We start from the raw sequence: 22136 nt of genomic DNA on the forward strand, positions 1-22136 counted from the left end.
TTCACCCCAAGAAGGATGTTTACATGCCGGATAGCCATGCACAGGCCAGCGCTGCGCCCTGCGATGCAGCCCAGGGTTTCGCCGTCAAGATGATGGAATTGCTGGTCGTGCCCACCTTTGTCCTCGACATGCATGGCCAGGTGATGATCTGGAACCGCGCCTGCGAGCAGCTGACGGGCGTGCCGGCGGCCGAAGTGCTGCGCACGCGCGAGCCGGGCCGCTGCTTCTACAACGACGAGCGCCCCACCCTGGCCGACCTGCTGCTGGCCGGGCGCGGCGGCGACATGCGCGCGCTGCATGCACAGCAGCAATACCGCAGCAGCACGGGCAGCAATCTGTGCGCGGAAAACTGGTGCGACATGCCGCGCACGGGACGGCGGCGCTACCTGGCCGTCGATGCCAGCCCCATCTATGGCAATCACGGCGAACTGATCGCGGTCGTCGAAACCCTGCGCGACATGACGGATGAAAAACGCGCGCATGTCGAACTGGAGCGCCTGGCCACGCGCGACGGCCTGACGGGCCTGGCCAACCGGCGCTGCTTCGACGACACCATCCTGGCCGAGTGGCAGCGCGCCCAGCGGCAAGGCCAGCCCCTGTCGCTGCTGATGGTCGATGTCGATAATTTCAAGGAATATAACGATAACCACGGCCACCAGGGCGGCGACCTGTGCCTGCGCAAGGTGGCCGGCGCCGTGGCCAGCGAAATGCGCACGAACGACCTGGTGGCCCGCTACGGCGGCGAGGAATTTGCCGTCATCCTGCCGAACCAGTCGCTCAAGGGCGCGGCCATCGTTGCCGAACGCATCCGCCAGCGCGTGGAGCGGCTGCAGCTGCCGCGCAAGCGCGCCGATGGCGCCAGTGCCAGTGCCTGCGTCACCGTCAGCATCGGCGCCGCCACGGCCCTGCCCGGCCCCGGCACGGAACTGGGGCAATTGATACACACGGCCGATTGCGCCCTGTACCGCGCCAAGCACCTGGGCCGCAACCGCATCAGCCTGCCGGAAACGACGCTGACGTAAGCAGCAAATACGCGTCCAAGTAACACGACCAAATTTGGTGTATATTTGGTCGTGTCGCAGTTTATCTCATTCGGAGCCGCCATGAATCTCAAGGAACGCATCAAGCCGATCTCCTATCTCAAGGCCAATACGACGGAAATCGTCAACAGCTTTGACGCTGGCCAGGATGAGCCCATCATCATCACGCAAAATGGCGAGGCGAAGATGGTCGTGCTGTCCATGCACGCCTACCAGGAAGGCAAGCGGCAAGCGCGGCAGATGCAGGAACAGCATGCGTTCATGAAATTGATCGCCATGGGCAACCAGGAAATCGCGCGCGGCGACGTGGTGTCCGAAGAAGACTTCCTGTCCAGCCTAGATCAGGCTTGAGATGGCGCGCATCGTCGTGCTGAACAGCGCGCAAGCCGATTTCAATGCGCTGCGCAGCGACTTCAAGGCGCGCCACACGGCCGCCGCCCAGGCGCAGCTCAGCGCCGCTTTCCGGCAATTATTCGCTGATCTGAAAGCCTTTCCCGACAGCGACACGCCCGTCGAGGCCGCCCGCGAAGTCGGCATGGATGTGCGGCAACGCCTGTGCGAGGAGATCCGCGTGATCTACCACCACGACCGTGCGCACGGCATCGTGTATATCCGCATGTTCCTGCCCACCCGGCGCGATTTTCTCAGCCATCTCACGACACGCATCCTGCGGCCCGACTTTTAGCCCCTATGCAGGGCGGCGTGAATATTCTATGCTGCGGCGTTGCACTTTCCACATTCCAAGAAAAGAAGGAGCCCCCGTGTCAAGAATCATGCCCGTTTTATTACCCGCTTTCGCCCTGGCCCTTTCGGCCATGGCCGCGTCGAATCTGGGCGCCGCGCCCGTCAAACCGGCTGCCGCCAACACCGCCGCCGCCGCCGCCGCCAGCAAAGCCGATTTGCTGCCGTTCAAGGCGACGGAAAAGACCCTGCCCAATGGCTTGAAGATCATCATCGTGCCGACCGGTTTCCCGAACCTCGTCTCCCTGCAGATTCCCGTGCAGACGGGCTCGCGCAATGAAGTCGAGCCGGGCAAGTCCGGCTTTGCCCACTTCTTCGAACACATGATGTTCCGCGGCACCAAGGCCTATCCGCCCGAGAAATACCAGGAAGTCATCACCCGCGCCGGCGCGCGCCAGAACGCGTACACGAGCGACGACCTGACGAATTACCACACGACGTTTGCCAAGCAAGACCTGGAAACCGTGCTGAAGGTGGAGGCGGACCGCTTCCAGCACCTCGACTATGCGGAAGACGCGTTCAAGACGGAATCGCGGGCCGTGCTGGGCGAGTACAACAAGAACAGCGCCAATCCCGTCTCGAAACTGTTCGAAGTGATGCGCGACAGCGCTTACACGACGCATACCTACAAGCACACGACGATGGGTTTTATCCAGGACATCGAAGACATGCCGAACCAGTACGCGTATTCGAAGCTCTTCTTCGACCGCTGGTACCGTCCCGAGCGCACCACCATCATCATCGCCGGCGACGTGGAGCCGCAGCAAGCCATCGCGCTGGTGGAAAAATACTGGAGCACCTGGCAGCGTGGCAAGCAACAGGCGGCCGTGCCCGAGGAACCCGCGCCACGCGGCCCCGTCTACAAGCACGTGGCCTGGCCCACCCCGACCCTGCCGTGGGTGGCCGTCGGCTTCCACGCGCCCGCGTTTTCCGTGAAGGACAAGGACCAGGCCGCGCTGGCAACCTTGCTGTCGCTGTCGTTCGGCCGCACCTCGCCGCTGTATAAACGCCTGGTGCAAAACGAGCAAAAGGTCGACCAATTGTTCGACATGACGCCGGACCGGGTCGACCCGACCCTGGCCGTGCTGGGTGCGCGCGTGAAAAACATCGATGACGCCGTCTATGTGCGCGACGCCATCCTGAAAACCGTGGCCCAGTTGCGCGATACGCCAGTGAGCGAAAAAGACCTGGCGGACGCCAAGTCGGCCGAAAAATACGGCTTGATACGCTCGCTCGACAACACGGAGCAAATCGCCGGCACCCTGGCGTCGTTCGTGCATTTCGACCGCTCGTACGCCACCATCAACCAGTACTACCGCCTGATCGATACGCTGACGCCAGCCGACCTGCAGGCAGCCGCGCGCAAATACCTGACGGACGAGGGCCTGGTGGTGACGACCCTGTCGCACCAGCCGATGGCGGCCGCCATCGCCACCACGCCAAAACTGGCCAGCCTGCTGCCGTCCGCCTCGACCGCGAAGTTCGATGTGCTCGTGCAAAAATCCGCGCTGCCGCAGATCCGCTACAAGCTGCTGTTTACGGCCGGTTCCGCGCAAGATCCGCAAGGCAAGGAAGGCCTGGCCGCGCTGACGGCCGCCATGGTGGCGTCCGGTGGTTCGTCCGAGCGCAAGACCGACGAAGTCAACCAGGCCCTGTTCCCGCTGGCCGGCAGTTTCAGCCAGCAGACGGACAAGGAAATGACGACCTTTACGGGTTCCATCCACCGGGATAACTGGACGCAGTTCAACGCCATCGCCCTGCCGCTGCTGCTCTCGCCGGGTTTTCGCGAAGACGACTTCCGCCGCCTGAAGGATGCGCAAAAGAATGCGCTGCTGCTGGACCTGAAGGACAATAACGAAGAAGAATTCGCCAAGGAACGCCTGCAAACGAATGTGTATGCGGGCACGCCGTACGGCCACCCGGTGCTGGGCACGCTTGCCGGCATCGACGCCATCACCCTGGACGACGTGAAACAATTCTGGAAGAGCGCGTATGCGCAAGGCGCCGTCAAGGTGGGCATTTCCGGCGATGTGACGGACGCCATGACGGCGTCGCTGACGCAGTCGCTGACAAGCTTGCCGGCCGGCCCCGGCTTGCCGGCCACCGTGAAACCTGCGGGCCGTAAGGCACAGGGCCTGGAAGTGGAAATCATCGAGAAAAACACGCGTGCCACGGCCATCTCGTTCGGCCTGCCGCTCGACGTGACACGCACGCACCCGGACTTCCCCGCCCTGTGGCTGGCGAAGACGTGGCTGGGCGAGCACCGCGCCTCGAATTCCTACCTGTACCAGCGCATCCGCGAACTCCGCGGCATGAACTATGGCGATTACGCATACATCGAAGCCTTCCCGCGCGGCATGTACCAGTTCTTCCCGAACCCGAACCTGGGCCGCAAGGCGCAGCTGTTCGAAATCTGGATACGCCCCGTGGCGCCCGACAACGCCCACTTCGCGCTACGCGTGGCCCTGACGGAACTGGGCAAGCTCATCGACAACGGCTTGACGCAGGATGACTTCGCCACCACGCGCGACTACCTGATGAAGAACGTCTTCGTCATGACGTCGACGCAGGACCAGCAACTCGGTTATGCGCTCGATTCGCAATGGTATGGCACGCCGGAATTTACCAAGCTGATGCGTGATGGCTTGTCGAAGCTGACGGTACAAGACGTCAACCGCGCCATCAAGCAACATCTGTCGGCGAAAAACCTGTCCGTGGTGATCGTTGCCAAGGATGGGGCCGGCTTGAAGGAAAAGCTCGTCAGTGACGCGTTTTCTCCCATCAAGTACGACGGCAACAAGCCGCAGGCCCTGCTCGATGAAGACAAGGTCATCGGCGCGATGAAGCTGAACATCCAGCCGTCCGCCGTCACCGTGACGCCGGCGGCGCAGGCCTTCGCCAAGTAAGTTTGTGCCAGATCAACCTCGTCCGACGCAGCTTGCCGGATGAGGTTGATCTATTCTTCGGCCCGGCCAAACCCGCCTTCAGTCCGCCAATCCCGGCCTTGGTCGGAAAGTAGCATCTTGGCAATCTGGTTATCCGCATACTGTTTTTCGACTCTTCCAGAGCGAAAACCACGACAAGGATATCCATGCACCTGTTCCCTCCCCACCTTTACGCCACCTGCGTCCTCGCCGTTGCCGCCCTGCCGGGCGCCCTGTACGCCCAGGCTCCCTCCCTCGCCGGACAGTGGCAATTCCAGACGGCGACGGGCACGGCCACGACAAATGGCGTCGACGTCGACCTGATCGACACGGGCATACTCGACATTAGCGAAGAGCCAGGCGGCTTGCGCGCGACGATCGCGTGGCTCGACGAACGGGGCCAGCTTACGCCGCCGCGCACGGTGCATGGCACGGCCGGCCCCGACGGCACCATCCTCCGGCACAGCGGCAAGCGCGTCAGCACTGGGCGCAACGGCAAGGAGGTCAGCACCGAGGTAACGATACGCTGGACCTTGCAAGCCAAGGGCGACGTGCTGAGCGGCGAACGCCTGGTCGAAACCGATGAGAACGAACCCAAGCCCGTGAGCGGCACGCGGCTGCAGGAACGCTATGTGCCGCCGGCGCTGCCGCCCGCAGCAGCAACATCAGGCGGCACCGCGCGCGGCCCGTCCACACCGACCGAGCGCGCGCGCGTGCTGCGGATGGCAACACAGGCGCAGCGCGATCCCCTGGCCGTGCAACAGCGCGACGGCGCCTGGCTAACAGAATGGATTGAGGCAATTCCCGACTTCACGCTACCGGCCAGCGCGCTGGAAAGCTGGCTCTCCATCGCCAGCCAGGCGACTATCCGCGAGGCGCTGGTGTTTCAATACCTGGCCAGCGTGATGGCTTTCCAGATCGAACACCGGGAGCAGGCCGGGCAACAAGGCGCCAGCGACCTGGCGGGGATGCAGGGCGTGCTGGGCGCCTATGAAACACTGCTGCGCCAGGATAAGCGGCACCGTTCCGCCAAGCTGGATGCGGCGCTGGCGGCGCGCCAGCAAGACAGGCTGCCCGCTTTCCTGGCCGCGCTGTCCGGCAGGGATGCCGTCATCCAGCCTGCATCATCGCCATCGGACGACGCCACGGCGCGCCGGATCGTGGCGCTGGGCACCAGCGAGCCGCGCGCGATGGAGTGGCTCGACATCCTCAGCAACCGCTTTGGCGGCCGCATGGCCGGCAGCGATGCCTACACGCATGCGGCGCAATGGGCGCGCATGCAACTGCGGCAATGGGGCGTGCAAGCCGAGCTGGAAGAAGCGGGCCAGATGCCCGTCGGCTTCAACCGCGGTCCCTGGTCGGGCAGGATGCTGGCGCCCCAGGCGCAGCCCCTGCGCCTGGCGACACCCGCCTACACGGCCGGCACGCATGGCGTGCAGCAGGGACTGGCCATCGTGGGGCCAGCCACCGTGGAAGAGGCGCGGCAACGCGCCGCGCAATTCAAGGGCAAATGGGTGCTGACGGGCGGCGAAAACGGTGGCGGCGGGCGCGATGGCAGCACCATCCACAAGCCCAGGGCCATCACGCAAGTGCTGATGGCCGCTGGCGCCCTCGGCACCATCCAGTCCGGCGAAGAACCGCTGTATGCCGCCAGCGCCGCGCCCGCCACCTGGGCGGCCCTGCCGACTTTGCCAGACATCAAGCTGGCCGCGCCACAGTACACGGACATGCGCCAGCGCCTGGCGCGCGGCGAAACCGTCACGCTGGAATTTGACATCCGCAACTGGTTCTATCCTGGCCCGGTGACGTATCACAACGTCGTCGCCCGCATTCCCGGCACGGACAAGCCCGAGGAAATCGTGCTGATCGGCGCCCACCTCGACAGCTACGATGGCGGCACGGGCGCGGCCGACAATGGCGGCGGCGTGTCCACCATGCTCGAAGCGATGCGCCTGCTGGCGTTATCCGAAGCGAAGCCGCGCCGCACCATCATGTTTGTCGCCTTCGGCGCGGAGGAAATCGGCCGCAAGGGATCGTTCGCGTTCGCCGAGCGGCATGCGGGTGAATTGAAGAATATCGTCATGATGCTCAACCGCGACGGCCGGCCCGGCGCCATCGACGGCATCGCGATTCCCACGGCCTGGCAACCCGTGTTTGGCCGGGTCGAACGGGCGCTGCAAGACATCCACCCCGTGTTTGGCTTCGCCGCCAGCATCAATGACGTGCCGCGCGATGCCAGCAAGGCAATGAACGCGCGGGCCGGCAGCGATGACGCCGTCTTCAGCCTGCATGGCGTGCCGACGCCGAAATTTACCGTGCTCGGCGATTTCGACTATGCGCGCGTGCATCACACGCTGCTCGACACGTATGACAAGGTGCAGCCTTTCAGCGCGGCGCAGCAATACTCGGCCATCGCCATCGCCCTGAGCGCGTATGCAGTGGCGAACGCGCCGGAAGAGATCAGCAGGAAAGGCTATTATCGCGCCGCCAAAGCGGCACAGTAGACTTTCCCGCCAGCGTCACTCGAAGGGATTGGCCACCGACGTCACCTCGGGCGGCGGCAGCTGGTCGGGCAGGTCCTGCTTTTCCAGCTGCGCCACCACGTCGGCCAGCAGTTTTTGCAGCTGTTTCGCCAGGGCCAGGCCCGGCTTGTCCAGGGTCAGGTCGATGTCGCCGCTGAGGCTGATGCGGTCGATGCGGTTTTCGATGCTCAGGTTGCCAATCTCCAGCACATCGCTTTCATTGGCATACGGGACGAATTTCTTTGCGCACATGGTATTTCCTTTTCGACGGTCTTGTTATTTCCTGGACTTGCTATTGATCTTGGGCAAACTCAGCATGCGCAACTTTTGCTGGCGCGTCAGCGACGGTAACAGATCGATGCCTATCCTGTCTTCCAGTTGCGCAATGCTCAACACCTCGTAGGCCTTGGTATCGGTGTTTGTTATGAAATAGGCGGCGCCGGCGCGCTGGCGCGGGCTGTACACGGCCTTGTACAAATGGCTGGGCACGATGACTCTTCCCACCTTGCGCAGGTTGCCGCCAATAAAAGCCGGCCCCGTGATCACGTACAGATCGCCCTCTTTCTTCGCCATCTTGCGCACGGCGCCCTCGATGCCGGCCCATACGTAGCGGTTGTTGCGCGCATCCTGCGGCACCATGTTGGCCAGGGTAAAGCTGTCGCGCTGGCTCTGGCGATCCGGCATGTCGCCGTTGGGCGCCATGTGGCCACGGTCGAAGCCGCTGCGCGCATAGTCGGCCAGTTCCGCGCGCTGGGCGGCGGGCAGCTTGCGTTCGGCATGGAAGGAATTTTCGCGCGACAAATCCTGCGCCGCTTCGAGGTTGTTCGCCGTCAAGTGCTCAGCCGACCACAGCGGCGTGCGCGTAATCCCCGAGTGCATCACGCCAAACACGTTGTAGCACAGTTCCTTGGTTGCGACGTCCAGCTTGGGGTTGGTAATTTCCGGCTTGCGGCCATCGACGTAATGGGCGGGACAGGCATCGGCATGCGCCAGGTTCGCGGCAAAGGCGGACGCCAGCAAGCCGCACGCCAGAGTCAGCCTGGCGATCGATCGTTGAATCATATTTCCCTCTGAAATCTTTGCAGGCCAGCATTCTAGCGGACGCGGGCGCCCTACCACAATCCTGCCGTGCGCCCCTGTGCAAGGCCGCATGCGGCCCTGCCACGCGCTGGCGCAAATAAAGGCCAACAGGCCGCGCACAGCCATTCATATCTGCTAAGATTGCCTTGATTCGTTCGCATCGACCATTCAAGATTTGGAGAGCATATGATCAAAAAAACCCTGCTGCTGATCGTTGTCGTCGTCGCCGCCATCCTCGGCTATGCCACCACCAAACCCGACACCTTCAGTGTCCAGCGCGAAATCACCATCAAGGCCCCGCCCGAGAAAATCGCCGCCCTGATCACGGACTTCCATTACTGGGCCGCCTGGTCGCCGTGGGAAAAGCTCGATCCGGCCATGCGCCGCACGTTTACGGGTCCGGCCAACGGCCTGGGCGCGCAATATGCCTGGACGGGCAATGACAAGGTGGGCGCCGGCCGCATGGAAATCACGGAAGCGGCCCAGCCCGAACGCACCGTCATCAAGCTCGACTTCCTGAAACCGTTCGAAAGCCACAACACCACCACCTTTACCATGACACCAGAAGGCGACAGCACCAGGGTGAACTGGACCATGACGGGCCCCAGCCCTTACGTCAGCAAGGTCATGACGGTCTTCGTCAGCATGGATAGCATGATCGGCAAGGACTTTGAAAAAGGCTTGAACAGCCTGAAGGCGGCGTCGGAGCGCTAAGCCTGCTCACCGCCACGAGAAACAGGGCCCGCGCGGCCCTGTTTTACTTGATACCCGATCAGAACTGCTCGATCCAGGCCGCCAGGTGGTCTGGTGTGAGTGCCGGTTCAGCCTGCACCATCTTGCCTTGCAAACCCAGTTCCGTCTTGCTCAGCTGCAAGGACCAGCCTCGCCGCGCCAGCCACAGCAAGGTAGCCAGCCAGAACGAGTGCAGGGCCGAGACAGGCGCCGTGGTCGGTGTTTCCAGGAATTCCGTCAGCAGCCGGCCGTCGAGAAACAGCGCCGTGCCGCCCTGGTTTTGCAGCGCCGCGCCCACCACAGGCAGCAGCATGTCGATCACATGCTCCACGCCGCGCCCCGGATGCTCGCGCTCGAGCGTGTCGAGCTGCTGGCGCACGGCGGCGGCAAACGCCGTGCCGCGGAAGGCTTCCGAGCTGACCAGGTCGGCATAGTCCATCAACAGCCAGTCCGGCTCGGGCGGCGTGACCCCGGCCGTCAGGGCCGCCGACAAATACGCTTCCACCGGCAACTGCTGCTCCGGACCGGCCAGGCTGGCGCACAGGGCGTACAGGGTGCCGATGCGGTTGGCGACGGCTTGCCGCTGGCGCACCATCAGCTTTTCGCGCAGCAACTGGGCGTGTTCGTTGCGCAAGCGCGCCAGTTCCAATGCCTGCTTGAGTTCCATGCGCAGGGCCGCGATATCCCACGGCTTCTGGATGTAGCGGTGGATCTGCCCCTGGTTGACGGCTTCCACCGTGTGCTCCAGCTCGGAATACGCGGTGGTCAAAATGCGCACGATGTGCGGATGGCGGTCCCAGCAATACGACAGCAATTCGTTGCCGTAGGCGCCGGGCATGCGCTGGTCCGACACCAGCACGGCGATGCGGTCGGCTTGCTCGTCGAGGATGCGCTTGCCCTCCTCGACCGAGGTAGCCGTCAGCACGTCGGCCAGCGGCGCGATGGCGCGCTGGAAATATTTGAGGGCGTTGGCCTCGTCATCGACATAGAGTATCGTCGGCAAGCCTTGCGCCGACTCACGCTGAGCCGGCAAACGCAGATTGGCGTCAATCATGCTCGTTCCTTATATGTACTGGAAAATTCAGGGTTACCGTGGTGGAAGTGCCAAACTCGGTGGCGATATCGAGGTTGCCGCCGAACGACTGCATCATGCGGTGGCAAAACACCATGCCCCAGCCCTTGCCTTCGCCGCCGCTGGCACTGACGGGGTCGATCAACAGCTGTTCGACGATCTCGGGGGCAATGCCGGCGCCGTTGTCGCGCACCGTGATGCGGCCGGCGTCAATGCGGATGCCGATCGCCGGATGGGCTTGCTCGCCGGCCGAACGCAAGGCATTTGCCAGCACGGACGATAAAATCAGGGCGACGCAATTGGGCGACTCGGCGATGGAGAAATCGTCGCCCATGTCGACCGTGATGGCGGCGCGCTGTGCCGCGCTCAAGGGATAGCTGTCGAGCAAGGCGTCCAGCAACTGGCGCGCGCTGCCGGCGCGGCGGCCACCCTGCATGCCGGGCCCGGCGCTGGCCAGGCGCACCGTGTCGATAAAGCTGGCCAGCACGGACAGGCAATAACGCGCATTGTCGTGCATCAAGGCGGCCGCTTCGCCGATCTCGGCCTGCGGTGCGGAATCCGCCTGCGCGCGGCGCGCGATGCCGCGCGCAAAATTGGCGATGGCCGCCAGCGGCGTGTTCAATTCATGCGCAAGGAAGGCCAGCGATTCTTCCATCGCCACCAGGCCCTGGCGGCGCGCGGCGCGCTCGCGTCCCGTCTGCACGGCCAGTTCCAGCGCCGTTTGCATGGCGGCCAGGTCGAGCGGCTTTTCCAGCAGGCGGAACAGCGAGCCGCCGTTGATCAGTTCGAGCAGCACGTCCTTGTCCGCATACGCGGTCACCAGCATGCAGACGATGTGCGGATAGCGCTGCGCCACTTCCTGCAGCAGCTCGCTGCCCAGGCGGTCCGGCATGCGGTAATCGGTGACGAGCACGTCGATCTGGCCAGCCTCGTCCTGCAGCAGAGCGAGCGCCGCATCGACGCTCTGCGCCGTCAGCACCCGGTAGCGGGAACCGACGGCGCGCTCGAAATACTTGCAGGCAAGCGCTTCGTCGTCCACGTACAGCACGCTGGCGCGGCTATCGCTGTCCATGCTAGCGGCCCTCCCAATCGGAGCGCTGCAAGTCGAAATTCATGCTGGCCCACGCGCCCAGCTCGCTTTCGGCGCTGAGAGTGCCGCCGTGGCGCTCGATCACGCCATAGCTGATGCTCAGGCCCAGGCCCAGGCCCTGCCCCACTTCACGCGTGGTAAAGAACGGTTCGAACACGCGCGCCAGGTTTTCCGGCGCGATGCCGGGACCATTGTCACGCACGCTGATGCGCAGGCGGTTGTCGTCCCAGTGGGCCGTGATGCGGATCTCGAACGGCGGCGCATTGCCCTTGCGCATGGACAGCACGGCATTGCCCAACAAGTTGATCAGCACGCCCACGATGGCCGCCTCGTCGCCGCGCACCAGGGTATCGACCGGCAAGTCGTGGCTGATGCTGACATTTTTCGTTTCATGGCCCACCAGGCGGATGGCCGCGTCGAGCGCGCTGCGAAACTGGAAGTGTCCCGTCTCCAGCTGGTTGCCGCTCTTGCGATAGGCAAAGGTTTTCAAGTCGGACACGATGTGCTGCACGCGCAGCATGCCTTGCTTGGCGTCGGCCAGGCATTCGCTCACCAGCGCGCTTTGCTTGGCGGCCGGGTCTTCGATGGCCACCTCGATGGCCATCATGCAGAAATTCACGGGATTATTGACTTCATGCAGCATGCCGGCGGCCAGGGTGCCGATGGCCGCCATTTTCTCTTGCTGCAGCATCTGCCCCTTGATATCGGCCAGGCTCTTATTCGTTTCTTCCAGCTGCGTATTCTTTTGCGCCACTTCCGCCTTCAACTGGAACAGCATGAAGCGGGCGCGCTCATTAAAATAGGTAAATACGGCGCTGATGCTGGCCGACATGATGAGGAACAGACAGTTGACGACGAACGTGCCGGCCAGGTCGAAGCCGCCCGCATGCCAGGCGCAGGCGGCCACGTACAGCAGGCAGGAGATGGCGCCGAAGACCATGTTTTGCCACAGCCCGAAAGCCAGCACGATGCCCGACGAATAGATGGCCAGGGTCATGCCCACATAATAGATCGAGGTGGCGCCTTCCGTGACGGCGATCATCCAGGCGATCATGATTTGCGGCAGGATCAGCCAGACAAAGGTCAGGCCCTGAATGCGGTCTTGCGCCCAGCGCGTGCGCATGGCCAGCACGACGCAAAAAATCAGCACCGACACCAGGATGCGCGCACTGGTGAACGCCGATTGCTTGTCCGGATACAGGGCAGAATCGAGGCCCATGCCCAGCAAGATCAGCACGATGCCCGTGTAGGCCCCGCCACGGCTGAATTCCAGGCGGAAGTCGCGCAAAACGGCCGTGTAGCCAGCGTGCAGGCCTGGAGTGTCCATCAAGGAATGCTCACTTCCGCGAACACATTCACGCCCGTGGGATCGACATAGATCAGCGGATCCGTCGCGTGCTCGGGCAGCAAGGCTGACAGCCCCTCTTCATTGCGATAGATCAAATGCCATTCGAGCAAATGCTCCATGCCGAACTTGCCCGGATTGTTCGCGTGCACATTGGTGACGAGCAAACGTCCGCCCGGCCCCACGCGCGAGGCGAAGTGCATCAGCAGGCGCGCACAGACCTTGTCGGACAGGTAATCGAACAGGCCGGCGCAATACACGGCGTCGAAACTGCCGGGCAAGCCCGTGACGCCCGAGCCATGGCGGCGCTTGAGCAGGTTGTGCACGGAGTCGTGCACGTAATCGATCTCGACCACTCTTCCCGTGCGCTGCATGATGGTGGTCAACCGCGCACGCGTCCAGTCCAGGGTCTCGCTGCTGAAGTCGACCAGCTCGAAGGCCAGCCACTGCGCGTCCGGACAGGTTTCCAGGAAACGCTGCACTTCAATGGCGGGGCCGCAGCCCACGTTGAGCACTTTATACACACGCCCGGCAACGCGCGCCGCGGCCGCCTTTTGCGACAGGAATTCCGTCAGGATATCGATGCGGTTACGGTGCGCCGTGGCCACGGCCGCCTGCAAAAAGGCCGCATTGACGATCTGAAAATAGGTGCTCGGCCCTTGCCGTGGATCGTCGAGCAGCTGGTTGACCATCTGGTAGTCGCCCGCATAGCCGAGCGGCTTGGTAAACGTGCGGAAGACGAACGGCGCGCGCAGGATCAAGGGGTGCAGCGCGGCTTGGGCGAAGGCGCGGTGGGCCGGCGCCCGCTCTTCCTCGACGAGCGACGCTTCCACCTCGAGCTGGCGCAGGTACAGCTGGGTCTGCTCCATCAGCGGCAGGGCCAGTTCATCGAAGATGTCGGGGCGCAGGCGGCCGTTTTCCTTCGGCAGCGAATCGGACAAGTCGACCTGCTCGACCCAGCGCGCCACTTCCGACAAAAAGGCGCGCATTTCGTTGACAACGATCTGGTAATCGCGGCGGATGCGGAAGCGCTCGCCCCAGCCGGCGACAAAGGCGCTGGACTCTTTCAATACGGCGCCCTTGACGACGACCACGTCGCTCAGCTCGCGCCACTCGTCGATCAGGGTCACGGAAACGATGGCGGTCAGGCCCGTGTTGACGCTGCTGATGACGACGGCCTTGCCCACGTAGGCGTTTTTCGCCCCCATGCGCACCGTCACGTCATTGAGCACTTCGCTGACCTGCACAATCGAGTATGGATTGTAGATTTCCATGACCAGCGAATTGCGCTGCAAGTTGAAAATCGTGCCGCGCACCGCCTCACCCTGGGTGTTGCGGAAACTGACGACTGGATCGATCTGCGATTGTGAATACACGATTGAGCATTATCAAGTTGCCCGGTTCCCGGCGCACCACACTGGTGACACCAGATTCCAGGCTGGGTTAAGGCACGGCACACCGGTCGTTTGCCGCCGGCACCGCCATCAAAATGGCGGTATTGCGGCGTCGCGTGACGCCGTGCCGGAGCGCCTCAAAGCGCGTCTGTTCGCTCTCTGATCGAGTGTACTATGGATGTAGCAGAACGAGCAATTGTTCCCTCAGGAACGACTGTCCGTGGCGCTGGCGCGCAACGCCTTCGATCATCCAGCGACGAACAAGGCCAGCGCGTGACGCAATAGTTGCGGCGTTTGCCCCGTCCAGCGCTTGAACGAGCGGCGGAAGTTGGTGGCATCATGAAAGCCAAGGTAGGCGGCCACGGCATCGTTGTCGTAGCCATGCGCCTGGAACAGATAAATCGCCTTGTGCGCGCGCACCTGGTCCAGCTCGGCCTGGAAATGCGTGCCATGGCGCGCCAGGTGGCGCTTCAGGGTGGCGGGACTGACGCCGAATTCCTGCGCCGTGCGCTCCAGCGTGGGGGCGCAGCGGATGTTCGCCAGCAGATAGTCGTACAGCGCGCCGAGCAGGCTGGCGGCGGGCACGGGCGCCAGGGCCGCCGCGCGCAAGGCCAGCGCGGCTGCTGTGGCATTGCCGCGTGGCCAGGGTTTATCGAGCCAGCTGGAATCGATGAGCATGGCGTCGACCTGGCAATCGAAACGCAGGGCCTGGCCCAGGTGCACTTCATGCTGCTCCACGTGGCGGGGCCGCGCGCGGTTGAAGCAGAAGCGCCACGGCAAGGACTCTCCGGCCAGCCAGCGGCACATGGCCGCCAGCGCCGTCATGTGCATTTCGACCAGAAAAGGCAGCTGGCTCGGCGCGCCGAACGCATCGACCCAGTACAGCACGTGCATGTCGCCAGCCTCGCGCAAGCGCGGTTGCAGCAACGGGCACAGCAAGGTATGAAAGTCGCACAGGATGCTGAGCGCCTGGCGCAGATTCTGCGCCTGCAGCAAGGCGTGGCTGGCCGCGCCGTAATGGCCGGGCAGCATTTGCTGGCCCAGCATGAAGCTGGTGTCGGCACTGTCCAGGCCGCGCGCCACGTTGGCCAGCAATTGCAGGTATTGCGCGGCGCTGACCTGGCTTTCCGCGGACGGCAGCGCGCCCCCGTCGAGACCCGTGCCCTTGAGCAGCGGCGCCACAGCCAGTTCCCTGCTGCGCGCGTAATCGAGCACCAGTGCCGGCTGATGGTGGGCAGCGATGCTGGGATCGCCCTGCTGGTTCAGCGGCATCAGGCAGGCGCGGCGGCACTGATCCCGGCACCGGAGCGTGGCGTTTCCACGGCCCGGCTCAGCTCGGCCAGCACCACTTCCGGCACGCCATCCGTGAGCGAGCACGCATGCCGCAGGCTCAGGCGGATTTCACGGTTATCGTTGGCGTGGTGGCGCATCTGCCCCACCATGGCGCACAGGTGGCGCGCCTTCACGGCCGCATCCTCGCGCGACACGCCCGGCATCAGCACGGCAAAGCGGTCGCCCGCATAGCGGCACAGCAAATCGTCATTGCGCAAGTTCAACAGCAGCATGTGGCCGACGGCTTGCAGCACGCGGTCGCCTTCGCGGTGGCCGTATTCGCGGTTAATCAAATGAAAGCTGTCGATGTCGAGCAAGACCAGCGCGCAATCGAGGCCGGGCCGGCGCTCCTGCTCCAGGCGCATCTGCGTGCGCAGATAGCTGGCGTCGGCCAGCTGCGTGATGCGGTCGAAGGCGCGGTGGTCGCGGAACAGGCGTTCGCGCTTTTGCAGGTGCTCGTTCAGACGAAACTGTTCCTGGCGCCAGTAATACATGCCGATCGTCAGCACCAGCATGCCGAACGGAATCAAGGCTTCGAGCCAGTTATCCCATACGGCGCTCTTATCGACGGCAAAGAATTCATCGAGGCAATCGGCCCAGGAGCCCAGCATGATGGCGCACAGGCCGCCCGCGATCAAACTCGTCACCAGTCCGCGCGGACGGCTGCTGAGGGTAAACAAAAACCAGATGCCTGCCATGACGGCCGTGCCGCCTTCACAGACGATATCCATCCACTTCCAGACGGCAATCGGTTTAGGGTGCCCTAAAGTGGCGTACAGGAACAAGAACAAGGGCAAGGCCAGTGCGGCGGCAATCAGGCTGTTACGGTGCAATGGCAGCATGTGGGAAAACCTTTAAAAGTGGTGCTGTCGCCACGATAGCGCCCGCCCATGACGGCACGATGACATGCCCCACGCCCGTGCGGCAGGTGCAAACGGCTCAGCATTACCTTGGGCGCTGATGCAAATACGGCATGCCATTGCCCATGCGCCCTGCGGCGGCAGGTCATTTCAGCTCACCATGTTTCATTTCTGGCCGCAAAGCGTTCACAGGCCGTTGTTTTCAGGGCGGCAAGCCCTTGCCTGTCACGCAACCGTCATATTTGCTGCCTAGAATCCGCCCGGTTCCCTCCCCTAACCGAGCTCTTCATGAAAACCATGCACACATCGTTCCCCTCCCCGCTGCGCCTGACGGCCGTGGCCCTCGGCATCATGGCCGTCTTCAGCGGTCAAAGCCATGCACAAGCGCAAGGTGAGGACGGCCAGCCGGCCGCCACCGTGGTCGTCAGCGGCCAGCGCGCCAGCCTGCGCAACGCCATCGCCGCGCAAGAGAAAGCCGACAACATCATCAGCGTCATCAGCAGCGACGATATCGGCGGCTTGCCGGACAAAAACGCGGCCGAAGCGCTGGCCCGCTTGCCCGGCGTATCCGTGCAGCGCGACCAGGGCGAAGGCCGCTATATCACGGTGCGTGGTCTTGGGCCGGACTTGAACGCCGTCACCATCAACGGCGCCCTCGTACCGTCGCCGGAAGCGGGCCGCCGCGCTGTGGCGCTCGACATCCTGCCTGCCGGCCTGATCCGCACTCTTGAAGTGTCGAAAACCTTGCTGCCAGAAATGGACGCCAACTCGCTGGGCGCCACGGTCGAAGTCAAATCGCTGTCCGCCTTCGACTTGCCGGGCAAGCTGCTGTCGGCCAACGTGGGCGCCAGCTACGATGAAAAGACGGGCAAAACCAGCCCCAGCGGCGGCGCCCTGTGGGCCCAGCGCTTCCTCGACGGCAAGCTGGGCGTGGCAGCCGGCCTGAGCGCGGAAAAGCGCTCGTTCGGTTCCGATGACGTGGAAACGGGTGGCGCCTGGAGCAAGGGGAAATTGTCGGGCCTGGAATTGCGCGACTACCTGCCCGTGCGCAAGCGCGGCGCCCTGGCCGTCAATCTCGACTACCGCCCCGAAGCGGGCAACAGCTGGTTCCTGCGCTCTTTTGTGAGCGAATTTTCCGACAATGAAGTGCGCGACCGCCTGACCATCAGCAATATCGCGGGCGGCAGCCTGGCCGAAGAGCAGACGGCCAGCGCGCGCGCCGAGCGCCGCATCCGCCAGCGCAAATACACGCAGCAAGTGCGTTCGCTCGTGCTGGGCACGCAGCAGAAATCGGGCGACTGGACTCTGGACGTGAAAGGCGGCATGAGCCGCGCCACCGAGGACACGCCGGAATCCCTGAACGACGGCCGTTTCCGGGGCCTCAGCAACTTTAACGGCATCAGCTTCACGGATACGCAGGAGCCGAAATTGAGCGGCCCCGCCTCGCTGTACGACCCGGCCAATTACGCGCTCAATGCCATCACGCTGCAAAAGCGCTACTCGAAGGACAATGAACACCATGCACGCATCGACCTGGCGCGCAAGTTCGACATCGCTACCCTGAAATTCGGCGCGAAAGTCAGCCGCCGCGAAAAAACCAATGACACGGATCAATGGGCGTATAACAGCAGCAAGGCCACGAGCGGCAATTACTGGGGTGGCGGTTCCACCTCGATGAGCAATTTCGTGCAAGGCCATACCCTCGACTACGACCTGGGCAACATCGGCGTGGCGCTCGACCCCACGCTGATCCGCGCCAGAGTGGCCGGCCTGGACCGCGCCAAGGCGCGCCTGGCCACGGAATCGATCATCAACGACTACCGCATGCATGAAGACATCAACGCCATGTATGTGCAAAACAGCTACGACTTCGACGCCTGGCACATCCTCGGCGGCGTGCGCGCCGAACGTACCAGTTTCGAGGCGACCGGCTCGCAAGTGAACAGCGCCGGCGTCGCGACGCCATTGACGCGCGAACGTTCGTACACCAACTGGCTGCCAAACCTGCAAACCCGTTATGACCTGGATCAAAAGACCAGCGTGCGGGCCGCGTGGACGCAAGCCGTGGTGCGCGCCAACTTCAGCCAGCTGGCGCCGGGCATCAGCCTGGCCAGCAACACGGAAGCCGTGATCGGTAACCCGGACTTGAAACCCTTGAAAGCAAACAATCTGGACCTCGGCATCGAAAGAGTCCTGGGCAACGACGGCGTGATGTCGGCTTACGGTTTCTACAAGGACATCAAGAATTTTACCTACACGACCAACCTGGCCGGCACGGGTCAATGGACGGGCTACACGATGGCCACCTCGTATGCGAACGGCGACGCAGCCAAAGTCAAAGGCATCGAACTGGCTTACATGCAGCCGCTGCGCATGCTGCCGGCGCCGTTCAATAAATTCCTCGTCGGCGTGAATGGCACCCTGAGCACGTCGAGCGCGCAAATCGGCCGCTTCGACAAGGCCAGCAACAAACAGATGAACCGCGACATCCGCCTGCCGGGCCAGTCGAACCAGGTGATGAACTTGATGCTGGGCTATGAAACGGGACCGGTGAGCGCCCGCCTGGCCCTCAACTACAAGTCGCCGTATCTGCTGGAAATGGGCAACGATATCCTCGACCAAAGCCAGGACCATATCGTCGCCAGCCAAAAGCAGCTCGATTTCTCGCTGTCCTACCAGATCAACAAACAGTTCCAGCTGATGTTCGAGGCGGCCAACCTGAACAACGAGAAATACTATGTTTACCAAGGCACGAAGCAATACAACGTGCAGAACGAACAATACGGCCGCACTTTCAAAGTGAGCCTGAAAGCCAGCGCCTTCTGATGATGATTTTACCTACCATGAAAAAAACCGTACTCTGCAGCGCTTTGCTGGCTGCCTTTTGCCTCGCGGGCACGGTGCAAGCCGCACCTAACCAGACTGTTCCTTCCTTCACGCAGGAAGCGGAAGAACTGGCGCGTCTGCCCGGCGGCGGCTGGTTGCTTCTCGACAAGCATGGCTTGCATCTGTTCAACGCTGCCGGCCAGGAACAGGACAGCATCGCCGTGCGTGCCAAGCAGCTCGACACGCGCATCGATGGCGGCAAGGTGCTGGCCGTGTTCCTGGAAGCGGACACGCAGCGCCCGCTTCCCGTGTCCGTCGATGTGCAGGCCGGCAAGCTGGTCAAGCTGGCGCCGTTTCCCGTCCCCACCTTTTCCGTGGAAGCGTCGTGTTTGTACCGCGACGCCCAGCAGCTCGATCATCTGTTCCTGATCGGTAAGGATGGGCAAGCGGAACAGTGGGTGATGCAGGGCGAGCAGCGTCAGCTGGTGCGCAAGCTGGCCTTGCCGCCGCACGCCAAGCATTGCCGGGTCGACGATGGCGCTCAGCGCCTGCTGGTGAGCGAGTCCAACATGGGCGTGTGGGCGTATGACGCCGAATCCGAAGGCATGGGCAAGCGCGAAGTGGTGGCCCTGCGCAAGCCGTATGGCCAACTGGACGGCGGTGCTGGCGCGCTGGCCGTGTTGCCCGGTGGCGTGGCCGTGCTCGACGGCAAGGCGGAAAAGCTGCACCTGCTGGCACGCCAGGGCGGCAAGTGGACCGCCCTGCCGCCGCAAGCCGTCGCATTGAACGTGCGCAAGGGTGACAGCCAGCTGGCGCTGGACAAGGAATCGCTACTGCTGCGCGGCAAGAACGGTTGGCAAGCGCGGCCCTTGAAATGGACGGGCAAGGCGGAAACGCAGCCTGCGGTGGCCATCATCGCCCCGCAAGCGCAGACGGAACCGATGGCGCGCCAGGGTGACGCGGCCGATGATCCGGCCATCTGGCTGTCCAGCAACCCCGCCAATGCGCGCATCCTCGGCACCAACAAGAAGCAAGGACTGCTCGTCTACGACCTGCAAGGCAAGCAGACGCAGCTGCTGGAAGTAGGCCGCCTGAACAATGTCGATGTGCGGCAGAATATCCAATTGAATGGCAACAAGGTCGACCTGGCCGTGGCCACCCAGCGCGACGACAACAGCATGATGCTGTTCACCATCAGCGCCGATGGCATCGTCGCGGAAGCGGGCCGTTTCCCTACCGGCCTGAAAAGCATCTACGGCATGTGCTTGTACCAGCCAGCCAGCGGCGGCGTGCAAGCGTTCATCAACGACAAGGACGGCACCTTCCAGCAATACAGCATCGGCATGAACGGCAACAAGTTCAGCGCCACCCTCTTGCGCAGCTTCAAGGTCGCCACGCAACCGGAAGGCTGCGTGGCTGACGACGCCAACGGCAGATTGTTCCTTGGCGAGGAAACGCGCGGCATCTGGACCACCTCGGCCGACGCCGCCAAGCCGGACGCCCTCACCATGGTCTTGCCCGTGGGAGCGAACCTGACGGCCGACGTGGAAGGCATGGCCATCTACCGCAAACCGGACGGCAAGGCTGATTCTGGCTACCTGATCGTTTCCAGCCAGGGCGACAGCAGCTACGTGGTGCTAGACGCCCAAGCGCCGTACAAGGTGCGCGGCCGCTTCAAGGTGGGCTTCAACTTGCCGGCCGGCCTCGACGGCACCTCGGAAACGGATGGCCTCGATGTCACCTCCGTCAACCTGGGCGGCGCGTATGCGCAAGGCATGCTGGTGATCCAGGACGGCTACAAGCGCTTGCCCGATGGACCGCAGAACTTCAAGTATGTGGCGTGGGGGGATGTGGCGAAGGCGTTGGGGCTGGATTAAGTTAGAACAGCAGGGGCCGGTCCCTTTGGGAGCGGCCCCTCCACTATGTGCGCGGCATATCGATATGAAATGGCAGCCGCCTAGCGCATAAGTCCACTATGCCCGACACAAGCAGGCGCCGTGCCGACAATTCGATAATGTTAACAGCCGATACGTCGCCGTACTCCATCATGTAGATACCCGACTCCTCCGCCTCTGGATGCGTATCGAGCACCCCGATCGCAAACGCTCCTCCCTGCCCTTGCGGTATGCGCAAGCCGTGCAGGAAAAACGCCGGCGGATACAGCGCCCATGACCATTCCGCATCCTCCGGCTCAGTCAAGCGCATAAACACATCATCATCGCCGTGGATATCAATATTGAGCTCCAGCATGCCGCTACCATGAGCGTCCAGACTAATGCTTGATTTCGCTACATCCACTTCAAAATTGGTGTCACCGATACTAAAAACAGTCATTCAATACTACTCCCAAGTTACAGGTAAATATGCGGTGCGACGGGCACCAAGGAATGCAGCGCAACCTCATCGATCACCAAACCAGAAGGATAAATCCGGCAATCACGGCTATCGTCTTGATGCACTATTTTCATCCTTTTTGCCATGTTCGCGCCATCATTGTCAACGCGCGCCGAAATAGCGTCAAAACTCATCACCTCTAATAATGCCAACGAATGCAAGAAACAGCAGCCTACTCCGCAAAACAGGCAAAAAACAGTAGCGTCCGCTTCCGCCCCATTGCAGACATTGGCGGACTTCGAATAGACCGTTCGCATTTTAGAGCTTGATCCGCTTTTCAAGGAATTCGACATACTTCGGATCGTCTTCCATGAAAATTTTCAGTCCGGCGCCCATGTAGGCTCTTGTGAGTTCGTCGGCCGCTGTGTCGTCAGCACCGAGCTCTAGATTTGCTTGGCCAAGCCGGAGGTGAACATACGAATTTCCGAGTCCGCCCGGACATTGAACTGCGTTTGAAAAACATCGTCTAGTTTTCTCGAAATTGCCCAAGTGAAAATGCATGTCACCAACAGCCGTGTAGAGCCACGTTGCAGCGTTCCACTTCGTATGAGGTTCCGGAATTAATCGTAAAGCGTCCAAAAACTTCGCTTTTGCATCTTCGTACCTTCGTTCCTTCGCAAGCTGATTCCCTTGCTCAGACAGGGCGGTAAGCTCGATGTATATCTTCTCGTCTAATTTTTCCATGGGTGAATGTGGCGGCTCGCTAAGGTAAAGGTACGCTGTGTTCGAATTCTAAGGTCCGCTTGTGGCGGTTGCCGTCATCGGCAAGTTCCTCTCCCCAAAG

General features: G+C 62.6%; 19 protein-coding genes. 8 read left to right on the plus strand and 11 right to left on the minus strand.

Annotation, left to right across the window (positions count from 1 at the left end; translation table 11 throughout):
- The first annotated feature begins 23 nt into the window (after positions 1-23).
- From HWE17_RS19035 to HWE17_RS19055, 5 genes are all read left to right on the plus strand, one after another.
- Entirely contained in the window at positions 24-1022 is a 999-nt protein-coding gene (locus tag HWE17_RS19035; protein ID WP_176389804.1) for a diguanylate cyclase, read from the plus strand.
- Positions 1023-1103: 81 nt separating this feature from the next.
- A complete protein-coding gene (locus HWE17_RS19040; RefSeq protein ID WP_099377240.1) occupies positions 1104-1391 on the plus strand; it encodes a type II toxin-antitoxin system Phd/YefM family antitoxin in 288 nt (95 codons plus the stop codon).
- A gap of 1 nt (position 1392) precedes the next feature.
- Positions 1393-1725, plus strand: a complete 333-nt coding sequence (locus HWE17_RS19045) for a type II toxin-antitoxin system RelE/ParE family toxin (RefSeq protein ID WP_176389805.1) — start codon at positions 1393-1395, stop codon at positions 1723-1725.
- 76 nt (positions 1726-1801) lie between these two features.
- Positions 1802-4687, plus strand: coding sequence for a pitrilysin family protein (locus HWE17_RS19050; RefSeq protein WP_176389806.1), 2886 nt, complete (start codon positions 1802-1804; stop codon positions 4685-4687).
- Positions 4688-4872: 185 nt separating this feature from the next.
- Positions 4873-7209 (plus strand): M28 family metallopeptidase, encoded by a 2337-nt coding sequence (locus HWE17_RS19055; RefSeq protein WP_176389807.1) that lies wholly within the window; start codon positions 4873-4875, stop codon positions 7207-7209.
- Positions 7210-7224: 15 nt separating this feature from the next.
- Here the strand turns inward: HWE17_RS19055 and HWE17_RS19060 are convergent, their stop codons facing one another.
- Both HWE17_RS19060 and HWE17_RS19065 read right to left on the minus strand, forming a co-directional pair.
- Entirely contained in the window at positions 7225-7479 is a 255-nt protein-coding gene (locus tag HWE17_RS19060; RefSeq protein WP_176389808.1) for a hypothetical protein, read from the minus strand.
- A gap of 24 nt (positions 7480-7503) precedes the next feature.
- The gene (locus tag HWE17_RS19065) at positions 7504-8289 is read right to left on the minus strand and encodes a DNA/RNA non-specific endonuclease (protein ID WP_176389809.1); all 786 of its coding nucleotides are present in this window, start codon (positions 8287-8289) and stop codon (positions 7504-7506) included.
- 204 nt (positions 8290-8493) lie between these two features.
- On the opposite strand from HWE17_RS19065, the gene HWE17_RS19070 reads away from it, so the two are divergent.
- On the plus strand, positions 8494-9021 hold the full coding sequence (locus tag HWE17_RS19070; RefSeq protein ID WP_176389810.1) for an SRPBCC family protein: 528 nt from the start codon (positions 8494-8496) through the stop codon (positions 9019-9021).
- Between the two features lie 58 nt (positions 9022-9079).
- Here the strand turns inward: HWE17_RS19070 and HWE17_RS19075 are convergent, their stop codons facing one another.
- From HWE17_RS19075 to HWE17_RS19100, 6 genes are all read right to left on the minus strand, one after another.
- Entirely contained in the window at positions 9080-10093 is a 1014-nt protein-coding gene (locus tag HWE17_RS19075; RefSeq protein WP_051958603.1) for a response regulator, read from the minus strand.
- Entirely contained in the window at positions 10086-11183 is a 1098-nt protein-coding gene (locus tag HWE17_RS19080) for a hybrid sensor histidine kinase/response regulator (protein ID WP_176389811.1), read from the minus strand. Before HWE17_RS19080 ends, HWE17_RS19075 begins: the two co-directional genes overlap by 8 nt.
- A 1-nt stretch (position 11184) precedes the next feature.
- Positions 11185-12528: a sensor histidine kinase gene (locus HWE17_RS19085; RefSeq protein ID WP_176389812.1), complete on the minus strand. Its 1344-nt coding sequence runs from the start codon at positions 12526-12528 to the stop codon at positions 11185-11187.
- Positions 12528-13922: a class I SAM-dependent methyltransferase gene (locus HWE17_RS19090; RefSeq protein WP_099402083.1), complete on the minus strand. Its 1395-nt coding sequence runs from the start codon at positions 13920-13922 to the stop codon at positions 12528-12530. The genes HWE17_RS19085 and HWE17_RS19090 overlap by 1 nt, the downstream gene beginning before the upstream one ends.
- A 264-nt stretch (positions 13923-14186) precedes the next feature.
- Complete coding sequence (locus tag HWE17_RS19095) at positions 14187-15212, minus strand: AraC family transcriptional regulator (RefSeq protein WP_099377250.1); 1026 nt, start codon at positions 15210-15212, stop codon at positions 14187-14189.
- On the minus strand, positions 15212-16114 hold the full coding sequence (locus HWE17_RS19100) for a GGDEF domain-containing protein (RefSeq protein ID WP_099402085.1): 903 nt from the start codon (positions 16112-16114) through the stop codon (positions 15212-15214). Before HWE17_RS19100 ends, HWE17_RS19095 begins: the two co-directional genes overlap by 1 nt.
- Positions 16115-16420: 306 nt before the next feature.
- Here HWE17_RS19100 and HWE17_RS19105 point away from each other — a divergent pair, with 306 nt between their 5' ends.
- Positions 16421-18958: a TonB-dependent receptor gene (locus tag HWE17_RS19105; RefSeq protein WP_176389813.1), complete on the plus strand. Its 2538-nt coding sequence runs from the start codon at positions 16421-16423 to the stop codon at positions 18956-18958.
- Between the two features lie 17 nt (positions 18959-18975).
- On the plus strand, positions 18976-20835 hold the full coding sequence (locus tag HWE17_RS19110) for a phytase (protein WP_176389814.1): 1860 nt from the start codon (positions 18976-18978) through the stop codon (positions 20833-20835).
- Positions 20836-20878: 43 nt separating this feature from the next.
- On the opposite strand, the gene HWE17_RS19115 is transcribed toward HWE17_RS19110, so the two are convergent.
- The 3 genes from HWE17_RS19115 to HWE17_RS19125 are packed head-to-tail and all read right to left on the minus strand — an operon-like array spanning position 20879 to position 22036.
- The gene (locus HWE17_RS19115; RefSeq protein ID WP_176389815.1) at positions 20879-21292 is read right to left on the minus strand and encodes a hypothetical protein; all 414 of its coding nucleotides are present in this window, start codon (positions 21290-21292) and stop codon (positions 20879-20881) included.
- Positions 21293-21309: 17 nt separating this feature from the next.
- Positions 21310-21609 carry a hypothetical protein gene (locus HWE17_RS19120; protein WP_176389816.1) on the minus strand — a complete coding sequence of 100 codons (300 nt, stop codon included), beginning with the start codon at positions 21607-21609 and terminating at the stop codon, positions 21310-21312.
- Position 21610: 1 nt separating this feature from the next.
- Entirely contained in the window at positions 21611-22036 is a 426-nt protein-coding gene (locus HWE17_RS19125) for a hypothetical protein (RefSeq protein WP_176389817.1), read from the minus strand.
- Between the last annotated feature and the right edge of the window lie 100 nt (positions 22037-22136).

It is taken from the genome of Janthinobacterium sp. BJB401, from assembly GCF_013372745.1.
Taxonomy (GTDB): domain Bacteria; phylum Pseudomonadota; class Gammaproteobacteria; order Burkholderiales; family Burkholderiaceae_D; genus Janthinobacterium; species Janthinobacterium rivuli.